Raw genomic sequence first — 16,972 nt, 5'->3', positions numbered from 1 at the left:
GCTTTAGCTCTGGTTGCCCCGATATTGCGGTGCCGCGGCGTCGAACTCCTCACGCAGATTGACGACGACACGCCGGTTCTGCGCCTTGCAGGAAATCTCCGGACAGTTGCGGACCAGCCGTTCCTTGCCGTAGCCCTTGGCCCACATGCGCTGCGGGCTGACGCCCTTTGAAGCAAGATAGTCCATGACGGCCTTGGCGCGCCGGTCGGACAGCTTGATGTTCGCCTCGCCGGAGCCCGGATCGTCGGAGAAGCCCTGCAGCTTGACCAGCCAGTTGCGGTGGCTGTTGAGCCAGGCGGCCTGAAGGTCCAGCGTCTCGCGCGCCACATCGTCCAGTTCGGCTGAGCCGGACGTGAAGTAGACCCGCCGGCCGGCGGTCATGATGAAGTTTTCCTCGCTGCCGGACTTGATGCTGGCGAAGCCGACGGCGGCGTCGTCCGTCTGCCCGGAATTGGGATCGCCCAGCGCGCGCGCCGCGTTGCAGCCCGAAAGCGCCACACCGGACAGAAGCAGCGCGATGATCGCCACCAGATGGAGAATACTCTTCATACTCTTTTCCCCCGTATTGCGCGCTCCCCGTCGCGCGCTTCTTCAACTCATGCCCTGTCGGAAATGTGCTCCAGGACGAGAACCGCCGTGCCGACCGGCGCGCGCCGGTAGAGATCGATGACATCTTCGTTGAACATGCGGATGCAGCCCGACGAGACGTTCGAACCGATCGACCAGGGCTCGGCGGTGCCATGCAGACGATAGCCCGTGTCGCCGCCGCCCTTGCCATGCAGATAAAGCGCACGCGCGCCTAGCGGATTTCTCGGGCCGCCTTCCATTGAATCGGGCAGTTCGGGCTGACGCTTCTTCATCTCCGCGGGCGGGACCCAGCGTGGCCAGCGCGCCTTTCGGGCGACATTGGCGCGCCCGAACCACTGGAAACCCTCGCGCCCGACGCCGACGCCGTAGCGCATCGCCGTGTTGTTTTCCCAGATCCAGTAAAGATAGTGGTTGCGGGTATCGACAACGACCGTGCCCTGCGGCTCGTCGGAGAAGTACTTCACCATCTGTCGGTGCCAGCGCGGGTCGATCGACTTGAAGTTGGTGTTCGGATAGGTGTGAGCGCCGTCGTTGGTTGCGCCCTTGAAATATTTCGATTGCTGCGCCTGCGCGCCGCCGGTCCAGATAAAGGGTACGCTCAAACCGGCCGCTGTCGCCACGGCGCCCTTCAATAGGCTACGCCTTTCCATTTGATCCTCCATGCGCCGGTCGTTGCCGGCATGCCGCATCCCGCCCGGTGCGGCCGTTCGTCACATGGAGGCTATTTAATGCGTAAAAGACGTTTTTGGTCAACAGCCGGCCACGGTTGGCCGACTACGCTGCGCCCGATCCGGCCTACCAGGTGCGCCGCGGGCCGGTGTCGATGTGATAGTGGCCGGTGCGGGCATAATAGCTGTAGCCGCCGACCTCGCGCTGGGCGCGAAGAAAGGCGATGACCGATTTGGGATCGCCACGTACGGAGAAATCGACCGCCTGGCAGTTCAGGTGGTAGGAGTTGCGGGCGCCGCCCTTGCGCCAGTTCTCGAACCACCAGCGCTTGGTCGAATGGACAGTGACGGTACCGTAGCGCCGTGAGACGCGGTTGAGCACACGCTTGAGCTTGCGCGGCACGCACCATTTGGTGTCGTTGTAGTTTACCTTCGACGAATAGGAGCCGATGCCGAAGAGGTTGGCGCAGCCGGAAAGCGGCAGGCTGGCCAGAGCCACGATCAGAATCGAAAAGACTGTCTTGCGCATAGCACCGCACCGAGGAACATACTGAACGTGCTCCAAGGATGACGGCCATCCCTTAAAATTGTCATGAAGGATATGGTTAAGGATTAACCTCTAGCGGTCCGGTCGCGTTAAGAAATCCCGTCACGCGACCGGATCGATGGGCGCTGTGTCCCAACCGAGGATTTCCTCGATGTAGCGGGCGTGCCGGAACAGCTCGTATTCGCCGTGCGGGCGGCCGATGAGCTGGATTGCGAGCGGCAGGCCGTTTGCCGTGAAACCGCATGGGACGGTTATGACCGGCAGGGTCGCGGCCGAAACCACATAGACGATTTTCAGCCAGTCGTAATATTCGCTGACCGGCACACCGGCGGACGAGCCCGGATGGGTTTCTTCGGCCTGGAAGGGTGGCATGATCGTCGCAGGGCAGATCAGCAGGTCATGATCGTGCATGAATGCCGATGCCTTGCCGAAAAGCCGGCCCTGCGCCGCCATGGCGCTGCGGATCGAGGCCGCATCGGTCTTGAGACCCTTTTCGATGTTCCACACGACCTGCGGGTTGAACAGATGGCCGGCCGTGGCGAGTGCGTCGCCGAGCTTGATTGCGTAGAATATTGCGCGCTGAACGGTGAAGGCCTCCACGGCATCGGAGAAATCCGGATGGCTTTCTTCGAGCTGCAGGCCCGCGCTTTCCAGAGCGCCGATTGCCGTGTTGAAGGCATCGCGGACTTCGTCATCTATTTCCGTCACGCCGAGATCCGGACTGACCGCAACGCGCAGCGGGCGTTTCGGTTGGCGTGCGGCGCTGAGAAAGGAAGTAGCGGGAGCCGGTTTCGACAAACCTGCCTCGGCGGACAATCCGCTCATGGCGTCCGTCATCAGGGCGACGTCCTCGACACTGCGTGCCATCGGCCCTTCCTGCCCGAGCACCTGAAACGGCAGCTGGGGCTGGTCGGAGGCGATCAGCCCGGGCGAGGGGCGCAGGCTTGCCACGCCGCAAAAGCTTGCCGGGGTGCGCAGCGAGCCGGCCATGTCCGAGCCGTGGGCGATCCAGGCCATGCCGGTTGCCAGCGCCGCCGCCGCGCCGCCGGACGATCCACCCGCGGAGCGGGACCGGTCGCGCGGATTTAGGGTGATGCCGAAGACCTTGTTGTGCGTATGGCCACCGGTGCCGAATTCCGGTGTGTTTGATTTGGCGTAGACGACCGCACCGTTTTCTTCAAGGACGCGGGCGGGCAGGCCGGTTGCCTCCGATACGTGATCCTTGAACAGGAGCGAGCCGGAGGTCGTGCGCACGCCGGCCACCTGGGTGAGGTCCTTGATCGGAACTGGCAGGCCGCGAAGAAGCCCGCGCTCTTGAACGGGTTTTTCCTGCAACTGCCGCGCATTGTCATGGGCGCGGTCGAAACACAGGGTCGGCAGCGCGTTGATCAGCGGATCGACCCTGGCGATCCGCGCTTCGAGCGCTTCAAGTGCGTCGGCCGGTGAGATGGCGCCCCGGTCGAGAAGCGCTACCATGGCGCTGGCGCTGAGGCCGATCAGTTCGTTGCGGTCGGTCATTTGCGATCCTTTTGCGCTATCCGGCGATCCTGACCAGGTGATTGTCCCAAAGGTGCGTATCCGAGCCGGGTATGCGTTGCCGGCCATTTGCAAGCAGACCGTTGCCGGTGGACGCAAGGTAGCCCGATCCGTTGTCGCTGATGCCGCAGACATTGGCAATTCGGCGGTGTGACAGGACATTGCCGGTTGCGCCGTCGAGCACGAGGAGGCTGTTGCCGCGCGGTGAGGTGACCGCCACGGTGCCGGCATCATTGTTGGCGGCGATCGAGCCGATGTAATTCTTCAGGCCCATCAGATGATCTTCAGGCAAATCGAAAAGCCGCAGTTCCCGGCCGGGTTTGGCGTGGCCGCACAGCGGCGGACGGCGGTGCCCGGCTCCTTCATACTGGCAGGCGAAATAGACGCCCCCGGCGCCGTCGCCGGCGAGATGGCGGATCGAAAGCCGATGCAGCGTCGCCGGCAGGGACAGTCGCTCGATCAGCGTACCGTCACGGCGATCGATGAAACAGAGCGATGGCTGCATGGTCGCAAGGTTGAGTTTCGTGCGCCCGAAATCCGGGTGGGTCTCGAGGCCGCCATTGGCGATGACCAGCGTGCGGCCATCGCCGAGGAGGAGCATGTCGTGCGGCCCGATGCCGCCGGAGGATATCTCACCGATCCTTCGGTAGCCGTCATCCGCATCGTATATCCCGACAACGCCGGCGGCGTTTTCGAAATCATTTTCGCTGGCATAGAGCCGGCTGCCGTCGCGGCTGAAAACGCCATGCCCATAGAAGTGCCGACCGGCCGTGGCGACAATGGTTCCAGGCGCGGACTTTCCGTCAGCATCGAAGGTGACGGCAATGGTTCCGGGGCGCCGTGCGAATACGACCGCACGGCGGCTCGGGCTGTGACATGTGATGTCGTGGCCTCTTGAGGGCAAGGGGATTTCGGCGACGATGTCTCCGCTTTCGGTCAGGAGCGCCGCGCCATAACCGCCGGACCGATCGACATAGGCCGATGCGAACACCGCGTCGGTGCGGACGAGCGCCTCGGCACGCGCAGGCAGTAGCGCGGCGGCGAACGCGGTGCCGGATGCCGACAGAAAGGCGCGCCTGTCCAGATGCCGCGCAGCCAAGATCAGTCTCCGTCGAGGCTGGAGAAATTGGCCGTCAGATCGAGCGCGGCGGTCATGTCGATGCCGAAATTCTCGCCGAGGCCGCGAACCACCGTGCGAACGAAAACAAGCCTGGAGCGCTGTTGCGGGTCTTCGATCAGCTCCGCCGCCGTGCCGCTCAGCGATTCGATGCCGGCGATGCCGTGGCGAAAGCCGAAAACGATCGCGTCGTCGATCCAGGCGGAGCCGTCGGGAAGTTGCGAAGCCAATTCCGATTTCTCATAGAATTGCCGGAAGTTCTTCAAGCCGGCCTGAAGAAAGCGCAGCGTATTGCCCGAGCGGCGAAACAGCGCGCGGCGCGGCCGGTCGCGCTCCGGCGTCACGCCCAGGAATGATCCGAGTTCAATCGTATCGTAATATTCCATTCCGTTGGAGAACAGGCTGACCAGCGCGCTCAGCGCCTCCTTCTCATCGCGAAAGGCGGCATTGTCCGGTCCCGGATGCTGCCACGCATATGCAAACCCCTCGGACGCTTTCCACGCGGTCAACAAATCTCCGGCAATTCCGTCAATATTTGTCGAGATCGCCAGCGCCAGGCGGCAACGGTATCCGTCCGGGATTTGCGCCAGCGTTTCCGCGCCATCGCCGTAAAGGACAAATTCCAGCGCCGTCAGCCCCTGGACCGCGACACTCTTGCCGGCAAGGCGCGCGGGGTCGGTTGCGGTCGGATCCTGTTTGGCGATGATCGCCTGGATCTGACGCAGTCCGATGCCGCGCCGGTCGGGCCAGAAGAAGAGCTTTTCAAGCCGGTTGTTCTCAAGGACCGGTCCGATGCGCACGATATTGACCGCGGCCATCGCCACAACCGTATCGCCGAAAGTAGCCCGAACGTCGTCCAGTGCGTCCGACGACGGGGTCATGCAAAGCCGGCCGATTTGTTCCTTCAAGGCGCTGGCTTGTTGGCTGAGGGTCTCGTGCGCCGGAAGAACAAAGCCGGTTATTGCCTTGTGTACAGCTGAAACCGGCGTGTTCTCCGCGGCCGATACCGGCCCTGCGCAAACGCACCAAAGTAGAATTCCCGCCGCGATAGTCGGGGCCAGGCTGCGAATTGAAACCAACAAACTCATTGTTCCGGCCGCGTTCTGGATATCCGATCAGGTCATGCGGTCCCAGTCGCCATGCCGCATGTTCAGGCTGTATTCCTTACCGTCCTGGCCGTCTGGTGTCACCAGCTCGAACCGCGGCGAACGGTCCATGAATTCATGCAGATGCGCGACGATCTGGTCACGGTCCGCCAGCACGACACCATAGACGGGCGGCTCGAAATTGCCCGGCACGCTGGTTTGCGGTGCGCGCAGGTCGAGCGCAAGCTGATGGTTCAGCCCGCGAATACAGGTGAACCCGATGCCGCGCCAATTGCCGGATACCGGCCGATGCACGTGCCCGAAGAAAATATGCCGTATCTTTCCGATATGCGGCTCAAGCACGTCGAAGAAGGCGTCCGAGTCCAGCAGATCGATGACATCCATGCCCTTCAGGCCGAGTTTCAGCGGCGGATGATGCATGAAGATCATCGCCGGCTCGTCGCTTTCCTCAAGCCGCTCGCGCAGCCAGGCGCGGCGGGTCTCGCAGTATTCACCCGCATCCGTCGCCGTGTCCTTCTTGGTGTCGAGAAACAGACAGCGGCCGGCTTCCGTGTCCAGCGCCGACTGGACAAAGCCATTGGCATCGGCCTCAACGCCCGGGACAACCTTCAGCAGCACATCGCGATGATCATGATTGCCCATCAGCACCTTCACCGGCATGTCGAGGCGGCCGATTGCATCGGACAGAACGCCGTAGCTGGCATCGTCGCCCCAATGGGCCTGATCGCCGGTAAAGACGACAAAATCGGCGTCGCCATGTTCTTCCAAAATGCTGTCTATGGCCGCGTGAAGCCGGCGCTCGGGCGACACGCCGTAAAGGCGGCGGCCGCCGCTGATCAGGTGAATATCCGTCAGATGGATGAATTTCAGCACGTTCGGCACCTTCAACAAGAAACCCCGCGCCATAGTGAACCAGCGGGCATTCAAGGTCCACGCATTTTGTATGAAATTCGAAGTCTGAGACGGCTAAGTCCTTTTAGGCACGATCTCGTAACCGGGCTCTTCGGGCTCGTCGTCGATCATCTCGGCGGGAAAGCCCGGTGCCAGGATTTCGAGTCCCGTCGCTTCCTCAAGCCGTTTGATGATATTCGGTGAATATTCGCGTGATCCGAAACGCTTTTCGCCATCCTTGAAGATGTCGATTATGACCGGGTTCATTTCGAGAGGAACGCCTGCGCGGTCGGCAACCTGCTGGAACAGGCCGATATCCTTCGACACGAGGTCCATGGTGAAATTGATATCGCGTGAGCCGTTGAGGATCACCTGGCTTTCGGTCTCGTGGACGAAGGAGTTGCCGGACGAAATGCGGATCGCCTCATAGGCGGTGTTGAGATCCATGCCGGCGGCCCTGGATGTCACCAGCGCCTCGCACAGCGTGACGAGATTGGCGGTGGCAAGAAAATTGGTCACCACCTTCAGGACGGAGGCCGAACCCAGCGGGCCGGTATGGAGGATGCGCCGGCCCATCGCCTTCAGGACTGGCAGCATGCGCTCGAAGGTCTTGCGCTCGCAGCCGGCAAAGATGGCGATGTTGCCCGTCGCGGCGCGGTGACAGCCGCCCGATACGGGACAATCGACAGGTTCGGAGCCGGCGGCCGACACGCGTTCCCCCAGCCGGCGGACCTCGGCCTCGTCGGTCGTCGACATCTCCGCCCAGATCTTGCCGTGCGCAAGGCCGGCGAGAATCCCATCCTCGTCTTCCATCACGGCGGCCGAAGCTGTCGGGCTCGGCAGGCAGGTGATTATGACATCGCAGTCTTCGGCCACCTTTTTCGGGCTGTCGGCCCAATGGGCACCTTTTTCCAGGAAGGGTTCAGCGATTGATTTGTCGAGATCGCGTACCGTCAGGTCGAAACCGTTGCGCAACAGGCTGCCGGCCAGCTTGCCGCCAACGTTTCCGAGACCGATAAAGCCGACTTTCATGTGTTCCTCCCGTGTCGCGATGTGCGAATTCCTAGCGAAGCGGCCGCGTTTCCATCGTCAGGTGGAGTTCCTCGCCCTCATAGGGATGGGCGCGCGCGACATCCGTATTCAGCTCGACGCCGAGACCGGGCGCATCCGACGGTATGACGTAGCCGTCTTCCCAGCGGATCGGCGTTTTCAGCAAGTCGGCATGAAAGCCCTCCCATTTCAGGATGCTCTCCAGAACGAGGAAATTAGGGATGCATGCGGCGAACTGGATATTGGCGGCGCCGACAACAGGGCCGCAATAAAGATGCGGCGCGATCTGGGCGTAACGGGTTTCGGCCATTGCCGCTATTTTCTTGGCTTCGAGCAAGCCGCCGACGCGCCCGAGATCCATCTGCAGGATGGAGGCAGCGCCGGTATCGAGCACGCGGGCGAATTCATACTTGGTGCACAGCCGCTCGCCGGTTGCGATCGGGATGGAAGTGGCCCGGGCGACCTCTGCCATCTGTTCCGGCATCTCCGGCGGTGTCGGCTCCTCGAACCAGAGCGGCTCGTAAGGTTCCAGCCGCCGCGCCATGCGCTTGGCACCGGAGACGGTGAACTGGCCGTGCGTGCCGAACAAAAGATCGGCACGTGTGCCGACGGCTTCGCGGATGCGCTTGCAGAACAGCTCAGAGCGTTCAAGATCCTCGAGGCTCGGCTGGTGCCCGTCATAGACCGTGTAAGGTCCGGCCGGGTCGAACTTCACGGCGGTAAAGCCCTGGTCGACGAGATCAAGAGCGATCTGCGCGGCAATATCCGGATCGTTGTAGACATTCGGCGCATCCGGGTCCGGATACACATGCTCGTCGCCGGGCGGGTAGAGATAGGTGTAGCTGCGCAACCGCTCATGCACCCGGCCGCCCATCAATTCGTAGACGGGCTTGCCTGCCGCCTTGCCGACAATGTCCCAACAGGCCATTTCCAGGGCGCTCAATACGCCCATGACGGTGACATCGGGGCGCAACGTATAGCCGGCGCCATAGGCGTTGCGCCACAGCCGCTCGATATGATGCGGATCGCTGCCCTCGAATATGCGCGCGAACATGTCCGTCGCCATGTCGGCGACCAGGTGCGGGCTGAACGTGGCGTTGTAGATCTCGCCGACCCCGACAATGCCGCAGGCAGTGTGGAGCTGAACGAAGATGAAGTAGCGTCCGCCGCGGGACGGGGGCGGGTTGCCGACAACGAAGGTTTCGATGGATTGCAGTTTCATGATGCGTCCTAGCCGGTTTCGCTGACCTGGTAATGGGCTCTTTCGAGCCATTGCGGATTGATCTCGACGCCCCAGCCGGGCGCGTCTGACACGGTTACGCCGCCATCGGTGACAGCGAACGGATCACCGACAAAGAGCTCCTGCTGCCATGGATAATAATCCGCGCCCTCGATGGAGAATTCCAGATAGGGGCCGGCATTCGGTATGGCGCGCAGGAGGTGCATGGTGAAGAGCGTGACCATCGAAAGATTGGCCGAATGGGGCGTGCAGGGCAGGCCGGCATCGGCTGCCATCCTGGCGACCCGGAGTGCCCGCGCAATGCCGCCGATATAGCAGATGTCGGGTTGGATGACATCGACCGCGCGCATGGCGATCATCTGGCGCCAGATTACGAGATCGCAATCCTGCTCGCCGCCGGTCACATCCAGCGATAGTGCGTCGCTGACCTGTTTCGTCGCATCGAGGTCCCAATAGGGGCAAGGCTCTTCCAGGTGGACAACGCCATTGTCCTCCAGCATGCGGCCAACCTCGATTGCCTTTTGCGCACTGTAGCCGCTGTTGGCGTCGACAAGCAGGGTCGCATTGTCGCCAAGGGTCGACCGGACTGCCGGAACGATCTCCTCGGTGCGGCCCGGCCACTCGTCACGGTCGCGGCCGCATTCGCTGGCGATGCGGAATTTGAAGGCGTCATAGCCTTGACGGTCGCGCAATTCCTGCAGGCGTCTGGCCTCAGCGTGCGGTTCGATATCCCGGCGCATGCTTGAGGCGTAGCAGCGCAGCCAACCAGGGCTGCCGCCCAGCAATTCGCAGACAGGCTTTTGTTGTTGCTTGCCGCGAAGGTCCCAGATGGCCGTGTCGAGGCCGGCCATGGCGCGGCGCAGATAGGAGCCGGGGAACTTGTGTTCTTTTTCGACGATGCGGTCCATGAGCGCATCGATATGCAGGGCGTCTTCTCCAAGCGCCCAGGGCGCGACCTGCCGGTGGAACACCTGTGCCGTTATGTCGGCATTGTAGGTCGAGACTTGTCCCCAGCCGCTGGAACCGTCTTCGGCCGTCAGGCGGACGAAACCGACATATTCGTTGCTGAAGGTTTCGAGGCGCTTGATCTTCATCCCGTTCAGCCTGCCTCTTGCGTGTCTTCCAGGATCATGTCCGCGCCCTTCTGGGCAAGCATGATGGTCGGCGCATTTGTATTGCCGGATGTCACATTCGGAAAGGCCGAAGCGTCGACAACCCGCAAGCGCTCGATTCCGTGCACGCGCAGACGGGCGTCGAGTACGGAGTTTTCGGCGCTCGTGCCCATACGGCAGGTGCAGGTCGCATGGTAGACCGTTGAGGCGCGGGCCTTGAAATCTTCCAACACCTCTTCATCGCTCAGGCTCGCCGGATCGGGTTGCTTCGGCGCCCGGATCAACTGTTTCATCGTTGGCGTATCGACAAGCTGCCTCAGCAGCCGTGCGCCGCGGATCACAGCGTCGCGGTCCTCATTGGTGGTCAGCGAGTTGGGCTTTATCTTCGGCGGCTCGGCCGGGTCGTTCGATGCGATATCGATGCGGCCGCGGCTGGTTGGCCGACACTGCTGAAAAGACAGTAGGAAGCCGGGTTCCGAATCGATCTGCGGTTTTGTGCCGTCGCCCGTCGAATAGGTCGCCGGGTTGCAGTAGATCTGCATGTCGGGGCGCGTCCGGTCCGGCGCCGAGCGGATGAAGCCGCCGCACTGATTGATCCCGAGGCTCAGCATGCCACGGCGTGTCAGGGCATATTGCAGCGCCGCAAAGACGCGACTGCGCCAGGGCTGGAGCTGATTGTTGAGGGTGGGCACGGTCGAGCGGTAGTAATAGTTGACCGCCAGGTGGTCCTGCAGGCCGCCGCCGACTTCCGGCAGGTCCGTGTGGACATCAATTCCATGACCGGACAGCAAATCGGCGGGTCCGACACCGGAATGCTGCAGAAGCTTGGGCGAATTGACCGCACCGCTGCTGACGATGACCTCGCGGCGCGCGCGGGCCTGCTCGAGGCGCTCGCCCACGCGGTAGCTTATGCCGACGGCGCGGCGTCCGTCGAAAAGAATCCGTTCCACATGGGCATCGGATGTGACTTTGAGGTTTCCACGCCGCAGGGCCGGGCGCAGGAAGGCATCCGCCGAAGAACACCGCCAGCCCTTGCGTGTCGTGTTGTGGAAGATGCCGAGACCTTCGCGCTCAGGGCCGTTGATATCGGCGGTTGTCGGCCAACCGGCTTCTCGTGCCGCCTCGAGAAAGTGCCGGGTCACCGGGTGTGCCTGATCGGCTTCGTCGGTTACCCAAAGCGGGCCGTTGCCGTTGGTTTGCAGCCGGCCGTTTTTGCGCCGAGCCTTTGTCTCCGTGCGTTCGAAGACCGGGCGCACGCTTTGCCAGTCCCAGCCATTGGCGCCGCTTTCGGCCCAATCGTCGAAATCATGCGGCAGTCCGCGGATATAGACCATGGCGTTGATGGAGCTGGAGCCGCCGATGACCTTGCCGCGCGGCCAATAGGCTGTGCGGCCGCCGAGCTCCGGGTCCGGCTCGGTGCCGTAACACCAGTTGACGGACCGGTCCATGAAGGTGAACCCGTAGCCGATCGGGACGCGGATTCGCATCTTACGGTCCGAGCCGCCGGCCTCGACGAGCAGGACGGTATGGCGACCGTCACGCGTCAGGCGTTCGGCCAGGACGCATCCGGCCGATCCCGCGCCGACAATGATGAAATCGAATTCCTGGGTGGACATGGCGGTACCGTCTTGATTTCGCGCCAGTCTTGATGGTGATATGACTATAATCAAACGAAGCTTTATCGGTCAAAGGCCCAAGAATATTTGTTGATGCGGGAGCAATCCGTATGAGTTACCAACTTCCGCCCGTTGCATGGCTGCGGGCTTTCGAGGCCGCTGCGCGGCATTCCAGCTTTGCGGCCGCGGCGAGTGAGCTCAATATGACGTCGGCTGCCATCAGCCACCAGATCAGATCGCTGGAAAAGCGTCTGGGGTTTGGCCTGTTCGAGCGCTTGCCGCGTGGCGTGCGCCTGACCGATATGGGGGCCGCCTATGTGCCGGCCGTGCGAAAGGCCTTCGAGGAGCTCTCGCTCGCCACGATGGGCATTTTCGGCTCGCTCGGCGACAAGACCTTGCGCATCCGGGTGCCGATCTCCTACGCCACGCTGGTGCTCGTTCCGAAACTGCCGGAGTTCCGCAGCGCGTATCCCGGCATTGAGCTGCAATTGTGCACGACCATCTGGGGCGACGGCCTCAATCATGAATCGGTCGATATCGACATTCGCTATGGCGACGGCACCTGGGCCGACCAGCCCGGCAAGGGCGGCTTCGCCGAGAAAATCAGCGATGAATCGTCGATCGTCGTATGCAGTCCGCACTATGCCGACCGTCTCGGCGCCGATGCCGGTCTTGCCGAACTGTGTTCCGGTAGCCTCATTGAAATCATGGGCTGTGAGGGTATGTGGAACGACCTGATGCGGCAGTACGGGCTGGAGATGCTGAAACCGAAATCCGGCGTCAAATCCGACACCTCTCTCGTGGCGCTTGAATATGCGGCGGCCGGGCTCGGCGCGGTGCTGGTGCTGGACGCCTTTGCCGAGCCCTATCTGGAGTCCGGCCGTCTCGTCCAGCCCGTGGAGGCGCGCCTGCCGAACGAGCAGGCGCACTACGTGCTGCGCCGGCCGGGCAGCCAGCACGCGCCGGAAGTTCTGCTGTTTACCGACTGGCTGCTGGAAAGCTGCCGCTGACGGCAGGACAGCGGCGATCATGCGCTTATTTCTTTGCCACCGCGCAGGCGGCACGATAGGTTAGATCAAGGATGAACAATTCGGGCGGCGCCGTCTCGGCCACACATCAAGGAGATCATCATGCCCAATATCTTGCGGCGGGAGGATATTGCGTTCCTTTTGTACGATTTCCTCGATCTGGAGGAATTGAGCAGGCTGCCGCATTTTGCCGATGCCGACCGGAGCGTCTATGACGCCATCCTTGATAGTGTCGAAAAGATCGCTGAGGAGCGCTATCAGCCGCACGCTCAGAAGCTCGATGCGAACGAGCCGGAATTCGACGGCGAGCGCGTGTATATCATTCCCGAGGTTAAGGAAGCGCTCGACGCCTTTGTTGAAGCAGGGCTGATGGGCGCCAGTTTCGATGCGGATCAGGGTGGCCTGCAATTGCCCTATCTGCTGCAGACGGCGATATCGGCCTGGTTTTCCGCCGCCAACTGGGGCACGAGCGGCTATACGGGGCTGACAGTGGCCGCTGGCAACCTGCTTGCCGAACATGCCAGCGACGCGCAGAAAGAGCGTTATCTGCGCCCCATGATCGAGGGCCGCTATTTCGGCACCATGGCACTGTCGGAGCCGCATGCCGGCTCATCCGTGGGTGATATCCGCACCCGGGCCGAGCCGCGGGACGATGGCAGCTACCGCCTTTTCGGCAACAAGATGTGGATCTCTGGCGCCGATCATGAAATGTCGGAGAACATCATCAATCTGGTGCTGGCGAAGATCCCGGGCGGGCCGCCGGGCGTCAGGGGAATCTCGCTGTTCATCGTGCCGCGCTATCTCGTCAACGAAGACGGCTCGCGCGGCGACCGCAACGATGTGCGCCTTGCCGGCCTCAATCACAAGATGGGTTGCCGCGGCACGGTCAACTGCGTGCTCAATTTCGGCGATCGCGACGGCGCGGTCGGCTATCTTGTCGGCGCACCGAATTGCGGCCTGCAATATATGTTCTCCATGATGAACGAGATGCGCATCGGCGTCGGCCTGAGCGCGGCGGCGCTGGCCGCGACCGGCTATTTGCATGCGCTGGATTATGCGAAGGATCGCACGCAGGGCCGCAGGCTTGCCGACCGTGACCCGCAAACCCCGATGGTGCCGATTATCGAACATGCCGATGTCAAGCGCATGCTGCTTCAGCAGAAAGCCTATGCGGAAGGGGCGATGGCGCTTTGCTTCTATGCGGCGCGGCTGGCCGACGAGAAACGCGCCGGCGATCCGACTGCGCAGGAAAAGGCGACGGCGCTGCTCGATATTTTGACGCCGATCGTGAAATCCTGGCCTTCCGAATTCGGCCTCAGGGCCAACGAGATTGCCATCCAGGTCTTCGGCGGAGCGGGCTATACGCGTGACTATCCGGTCGAGCGGTTCTACCGAGACAATCGGCTGAATCACATTCATGAGGGGACGCGCGGCATTCAGGGGCTGGATCTGTTGGGGCGCAAGGTGCCGATGAATGGCGGCGCGCCGCTGCGTGCCCTGGTGAGCGAGATGCAGGCCACGGTGCACGCGGCACGGGCCGTTCCCGCTTTCGCGGACATGGCCGAAGGGCTGGAGGCGGCCATCAATCGCGCGACCGAGACGACGCTGTCGATGGGCAGCAAGGCGGAGCAACTCGGCCAGGAGGCCTATCTCGCCAATGCGACGATCTATCTGGACATGCTTGGCCACGTGGTGGTCGCCTGGATCTGGTTGCGCCAGGCACTGGTGGCGCACGAGAAACGAGCAGGCGGCGCGGATGACGCGCTGTGTGTCGGCAAGATCATGGCGTGCCGCTATTTCTTCCGTTACGAACTTCCGGCGATCGAGGCGCAATGCGCCTTGCTGGCGGATATGGATACGACCTGCCTGGATACGGCGGCCGAAGCGCTTTAAGCCAGATACGCTCTAAGCCGCGCGCGGATGTATTTTGCCGCCGAGCGATAGTGGCTGGGTCCCGCCGCCTCGGCCCAGCGGCCGGGCGTCCAGTTGTTGTTGGCGCCCTTCATCGGACCGCCATAGAGGTCGCCATCCGACTTTTCCTCCATAAAAGAGAGCAGCTTGCGATGGTTCGCCTCCAGCATGGCGTGCGCATCGCTCCAGCCGAGGCCGGCCTGTGCCGCCCTTAACTCGGCATTGTAACGTTTCAGATCGTTCCACTTGTAACCTTTTGCCGGAAAATAGACCGGCCGGCCGGCAAGTCCGTCCGCATACCAGCCTAGAAACAGGTCGATCCAATGGGCGCGATGTCCGGCAATATCCTTGATCGAGGTGTCTTCGTCGCCCTTGACGAGCGCCTGCTCGCCGTCGACACGATCGAGAAGCTGGCTCAGCTTTGCAAACTCCTTTTGCGTGATATCAATGAGTTGGTCCTTGTTTTGCGCGGCCATGGGATCTCCCTTCACCGGACCAATAGCGAAAATATCTCCGGTTGGCTTTGATCCGCCTCAAATGCCGTTGCGGTGCTGAATGCGCTGCTGCGCTGCTTGCATTGTGTCCCCGGTTCTCATAACCCTCAGCGGCGGGGACCATCAGCGCGGGAGCGATCAATTGGCGGAACCGACCGGCGTGTTCAGCCGCCTGTTCTGGGTGCATTTCCATCGCAGCGACGTCAGCGCTTCGTTGCGATGGGCAATCGGCCTGTTCGCCCTCTTCCTGCTTTTTCCGGGCATTGGCAGCGGCGGCTCGGTTGTTGCCGTCGGTTTCTGGTTCGTCGCGCTGTTCTACTTTGCGTTCGACCCGCAAAACCGTAGCTTCGATACCGTCGAAAAGCCCGTCATCGCTGCCTTTGCGGCCTATTATCTGATCATGGTCTTTTTCGCCGTGCTCAATGCGATCCCCGCCGGCACCTGGGAGCATTTCGGTGCGGTCTACGGCAATATTCTGTTTCTGGCCTTTGCCCCGGTCATGCCGGTGCTCAGGCGTTTTGTCAGACCATACTGGACCAATGTGTTTTTTGCCGGCACCGCAAGCGGTGCCATTCTGGCGGCGCTGATCGTTCTGATCGCTGGCCAGTCCTCGCATGAACATATGCGCTCGGCTTTTAGCGGCAATCCGCTGATCCTGGCGCTGGGTACCATGGTTTCCGGCCTGCTTTGCATCCACGGGCTGCTGTTTTTTCGCGGGGCCATGCGATGGCTGCTGGCGGCCGGGGCGCTGGCGGCGCTTTTTGCCTTGCTCAGTGCTGGAAGCCGCGGTCCGTTGTTGTCCTATATGATCACGCTTTTCGCCTATGCGCTTGTCATGGGATACCGCCATTTCGGCCTGGTCTTCATGGCAAAGCGCGGTCTGCTGGCTGCCATGGCGGTCGGCGCGCTCAGCTTCGGTGTCATCAAGGCCGATCCGGAACTGACCCACCGGATCGAACTCGCCATCGAGCGGGTCGAACGGCCGACGGACAGCGGCCTCGAGGAAGAGAGCATTTCCATCCGCATCTTGCTCTACAAGGCTGGCCTGGCTGCCTTTATGGAGCGGCCGCTGACCGGCTGGGGCCGGCAGGACGTCGTGCGCGCGGCGATTGCGAAAGACCCGGAAAACGCCAGGTTCTTCACATATTCGCATCTTCACAATGGCTATCTGACCGATCTCGTCGCCTCCGGCGTGCTCGGATTATTGTCGCTGCTTGCCGTCCTGTTCGTGCCGCTGATGGTGTTGCGCAACGCGCCGCCACTTGTTTTCGGCGGTATTTTTTGCGTCACGATCTCCTATGCGCTCTACGGCGTAACCAACCTGCTTTTCTATCACGACGTCTCGACGCTCTATTACCTTTCGCTGATAACCGCGTTCTGCACCCTTTCGCGGCTTCCGGATGCCAACTTGCAGGCGGGGCGGGACCGTTAACCGGATACGCAGGCGCTATCGTGTGAAGACGCTGGCAATGGTTCTGAAGCAGATGCGCAAATCCAGCGCCAGTGACTGGCGCTCCATATATTCGCGGTCGCTTTGCGCCAGTTCAGCGGGGCGGGACATGTCGATGCCGTGGATCTGGGAAAGGCCGGTAATGCCGGGCCGGATCGCGAAGACGCCACTGCGGCGGCGCTCGGCAATCACCGCCTCCTGATTTGGCAGGCAGGGGCGCGGCCCGACGAAGGACATGTGGCCTGCCAGAACGTTGAACGTCTGGGGCAACTCGTCCAACCGCGCGCGGCGCAACAATGCGCCGAGGCGCGTATGCGCATCTATGCCGATTTCATGTGTGCCCCTGTGCGGCGTGCCGGCGCGCATCGTCCGCAGCTTCCAGATCGTGAACGGCCGCTCTCCGCGCCCGAGGCGCGTTTGCGCGAAAAACGGATTGCCGGAGCTTTCGAGGCGGACAAGCAGGGCGAGCAGCAGGATCAGCGGCCAGAGGAGCGAGAGGAGGAGGAGGGACAGAGCGATGTCAACAAAGCGTTTCATGGGGCGGCTGCCGGTGAGGATGAATATCCATTTGACACAATTGCATTCCCATTGCTATCCGCTGGATGGGCGGATCATTTA

The 16,972-nt window shown here is 62.1% G+C and carries 16 protein-coding genes; 3 read left to right on the top strand and 13 right to left on the bottom strand.

All coding sequences use genetic code 11. From position 1 onward, the window contains the following. Positions 1 to 3: 3 nt before the first annotated feature. From OOZ53_RS14520 to OOZ53_RS14470, 11 genes are all read right to left on the bottom strand, one after another. On the bottom strand, positions 4 to 549 hold the full coding sequence (locus tag OOZ53_RS14520; RefSeq protein ID WP_271090347.1) for an OmpA family protein: 546 nt from the start codon (positions 547 to 549) through the stop codon (positions 4 to 6). 47 nt (positions 550 to 596) lie between these two features. Next, the gene (locus OOZ53_RS14515) at positions 597 to 1,238 is read right to left on the bottom strand and encodes a L,D-transpeptidase (RefSeq protein WP_271090346.1); all 642 of its coding nucleotides are present in this window, start codon (positions 1,236 to 1,238) and stop codon (positions 597 to 599) included. Positions 1,239 to 1,383: 145 nt separating this feature from the next. Beyond that, complete coding sequence (locus OOZ53_RS14510; protein WP_271090345.1) at positions 1,384 to 1,785, bottom strand: YcbK family protein; 402 nt, start codon at positions 1,783 to 1,785, stop codon at positions 1,384 to 1,386. Positions 1,786 to 1,905: 120 nt separating this feature from the next. Next, positions 1,906 to 3,321: an amidase gene (locus OOZ53_RS14505; RefSeq protein ID WP_271090344.1), complete on the bottom strand. Its 1,416-nt coding sequence runs from the start codon at positions 3,319 to 3,321 to the stop codon at positions 1,906 to 1,908. 16 nt (positions 3,322 to 3,337) lie between these two features. Further along, entirely contained in the window at positions 3,338 to 4,438 is a 1,101-nt protein-coding gene (locus OOZ53_RS14500) for a DUF1513 domain-containing protein (RefSeq protein ID WP_271090343.1), read from the bottom strand. Between the two features lie 2 nt (positions 4,439 to 4,440). Beyond that, positions 4,441 to 5,544, bottom strand: a complete 1,104-nt coding sequence (locus tag OOZ53_RS14495; protein WP_271090342.1) for an imelysin family protein — start codon at positions 5,542 to 5,544, stop codon at positions 4,441 to 4,443. A 27-nt stretch (positions 5,545 to 5,571) separates the two neighbouring features. Further along, positions 5,572 to 6,435: a phosphodiesterase gene (locus OOZ53_RS14490; protein ID WP_271090341.1), complete on the bottom strand. Its 864-nt coding sequence runs from the start codon at positions 6,433 to 6,435 to the stop codon at positions 5,572 to 5,574. A gap of 93 nt (positions 6,436 to 6,528) precedes the next feature. Next, a complete protein-coding gene (locus OOZ53_RS14485; protein ID WP_271090340.1) occupies positions 6,529 to 7,485 on the bottom strand; it encodes an NAD(P)-dependent oxidoreductase in 957 nt (318 codons plus the stop codon). 31 nt (positions 7,486 to 7,516) lie between these two features. After that, positions 7,517 to 8,725: a mandelate racemase/muconate lactonizing enzyme family protein gene (locus tag OOZ53_RS14480; protein WP_271090339.1), complete on the bottom strand. Its 1,209-nt coding sequence runs from the start codon at positions 8,723 to 8,725 to the stop codon at positions 7,517 to 7,519. 8 nt (positions 8,726 to 8,733) lie between these two features. Continuing rightward, the gene (locus OOZ53_RS14475) at positions 8,734 to 9,837 is read right to left on the bottom strand and encodes a mandelate racemase/muconate lactonizing enzyme family protein (protein WP_271090338.1); all 1,104 of its coding nucleotides are present in this window, start codon (positions 9,835 to 9,837) and stop codon (positions 8,734 to 8,736) included. A 5-nt stretch (positions 9,838 to 9,842) separates the two neighbouring features. Beyond that, positions 9,843 to 11,471 carry a GMC family oxidoreductase gene (locus OOZ53_RS14470; protein WP_271090336.1) on the bottom strand — a complete coding sequence of 543 codons (1,629 nt, stop codon included), beginning with the start codon at positions 11,469 to 11,471 and terminating at the stop codon, positions 9,843 to 9,845. Between the two features lie 110 nt (positions 11,472 to 11,581). Here OOZ53_RS14470 and OOZ53_RS14465 point away from each other — a divergent pair, with 110 nt between their 5' ends. Together OOZ53_RS14465 and OOZ53_RS14460 are read left to right on the top strand one after the other, a co-directional pair. Then, entirely contained in the window at positions 11,582 to 12,481 is a 900-nt protein-coding gene (locus OOZ53_RS14465) for a LysR substrate-binding domain-containing protein (RefSeq protein ID WP_271090335.1), read from the top strand. A gap of 120 nt (positions 12,482 to 12,601) precedes the next feature. Further along, positions 12,602 to 14,392: an acyl-CoA dehydrogenase gene (locus OOZ53_RS14460; RefSeq protein WP_271090334.1), complete on the top strand. Its 1,791-nt coding sequence runs from the start codon at positions 12,602 to 12,604 to the stop codon at positions 14,390 to 14,392. Here the strand turns inward: OOZ53_RS14460 and OOZ53_RS14455 are convergent. Then, complete coding sequence (locus tag OOZ53_RS14455) at positions 14,389 to 14,886, bottom strand: ClbS/DfsB family four-helix bundle protein (RefSeq protein ID WP_271090333.1); 498 nt, start codon at positions 14,884 to 14,886, stop codon at positions 14,389 to 14,391. The genes OOZ53_RS14460 and OOZ53_RS14455 overlap by 4 nt on opposite strands. Positions 14,887 to 15,046: 160 nt before the next feature. Here OOZ53_RS14455 and OOZ53_RS14450 point away from each other — a divergent pair, with 160 nt between their 5' ends. Further along, positions 15,047 to 16,336, top strand: a complete 1,290-nt coding sequence (locus tag OOZ53_RS14450) for an O-antigen ligase family protein (protein ID WP_271090332.1) — start codon at positions 15,047 to 15,049, stop codon at positions 16,334 to 16,336. A gap of 15 nt (positions 16,337 to 16,351) precedes the next feature. Here the strand turns inward: OOZ53_RS14450 and OOZ53_RS14445 are convergent, their stop codons facing one another. Then, entirely contained in the window at positions 16,352 to 16,891 is a 540-nt protein-coding gene (locus OOZ53_RS14445; RefSeq protein WP_271090331.1) for a sugar transferase, read from the bottom strand. Between the last annotated feature and the right edge of the window lie 81 nt (positions 16,892 to 16,972).

Source organism: Allohoeflea poritis (assembly GCF_027889715.1).
Lineage (GTDB): Bacteria > Pseudomonadota > Alphaproteobacteria > Rhizobiales > Rhizobiaceae > Hoeflea_A > Hoeflea_A poritis.
This window is presented reverse-complemented; position numbering and strand designations above follow the sequence as displayed.